We start from the raw sequence: 1,308 nt of genomic DNA, 5'->3' as shown, positions 1-1,308 counted from the left end.
GGCAACGGCTGTTAAAGCAATGGCAACGCCTACGCTAACTTGATTGTGTAAATCTTTATTGATAGTCATGTTCATTACTCCCATTAAGCCTTGAATTCAATAAAACGGACGGCTTCGGAGTTCACCAAATCGCCACCTGTGCGCTTAGTAAAGTACCATTGCACCACATCTGGATTAGTGATGTTGTCACGAATCACATTAACGCCGCGACGGTCAACAATCTGGTAGGCTTGGTTTAAATCACCAACAAACATAGACAAGCTGTCGTTAGCAATATCGGCCATGTGGTCAAAATCAGGCACTACTGGGATACCTAAAATCATACCAAACGGCGAATCAGTCAAGTTCCAAGTTGGCTGCCAAATAAAGTTACCATCGGAGTCCTGCAACTTCATCGCTTCTGCAAAAGTAAACCGATTCATGCCCCAAATAGCACCCGCACGATAAGCACCGCGTAAGGACATAGCAGCATCAATCAAAATCTTGCCACCGTTAGGAGTTACAGCAAAACCACCATTTACGCCTGTCTTGAACTTTTGTACTGTACCCCATGCGCGGGTATTGTCGCCCGTGTATGCGGTAGCAACAGTCATCATGCCGCGTGGTTGTAATACACCGTTACCTAATAAGAACCCGTGTGCTTCACCCTCTGCAAAACCTTGAGCCGCATCATTAACAATCATTGCTTCGATGTCGTAATCAGCATCTTCAAGCATTTCAGTTGTTGCGGTTGGGTATGCGTAAAGTTTTTTAACTTTGATTTCGTATTGGCCAAACTGCTTAGTCGCTGTGGTGCTTGGCGTATTGCCTTGAAAACCCCACGAATAGCTGTTACGCCCATTATCAATCAAACCTGTCACTGTTTCTTTGCCTGTGTTTTTAACATTGGCAAAACGGCGAACAGGTGAATTGTCGCGAATACGTTGGATAATACGACCAGTTGTGTCGGACGTAGTTAAATAACCACCATCGGGATTAGTAATCGTGCTTAATGCTTTTTGCTCAGTATCGCTTAATTGCATACCGCGCATTTTCTTGAATAACGCGCTTTTTGCTTCACGCACTTCTTTAGTTAAACCATCGCTACCAGTTTGAATCTGTGCAGATTGAGCGGCTTTAACTTCTTGAATAGCTTGAACCAAACCAGTGATGTCGTTTTGAATCGCATCTTGTTTTGATTTTGTTTCGGCTAAAACATCACCATGCTTTTTAACTTCGGCAATGGCTTCTTGTTGGGATTGGCGTAATTGAGATACGGCATTGCCTGCATCATCAATTAACTTTTTTACTTCGGTAATATCAGTCATG

General features: G+C 43.5%; 1 protein-coding gene. It reads right to left on the bottom strand.

The genetic code is table 11. The features are described from left to right. Positions 1 to 83: 83 nt before the first annotated feature. The coding region (locus Q0212_RS03285) for a phage major capsid protein (protein WP_297922171.1) at positions 84 to 1,308 on the bottom strand (1,225 nt) is incomplete at its 5' end.

Source organism: uncultured Agitococcus sp. (assembly GCF_937920075.1).
Lineage (GTDB): Bacteria > Pseudomonadota > Gammaproteobacteria > Pseudomonadales > Moraxellaceae > Agitococcus.
Note: the sequence above shows the minus strand (reverse complement) of the source record. Positions and strands in the feature narration are given on the sequence as shown.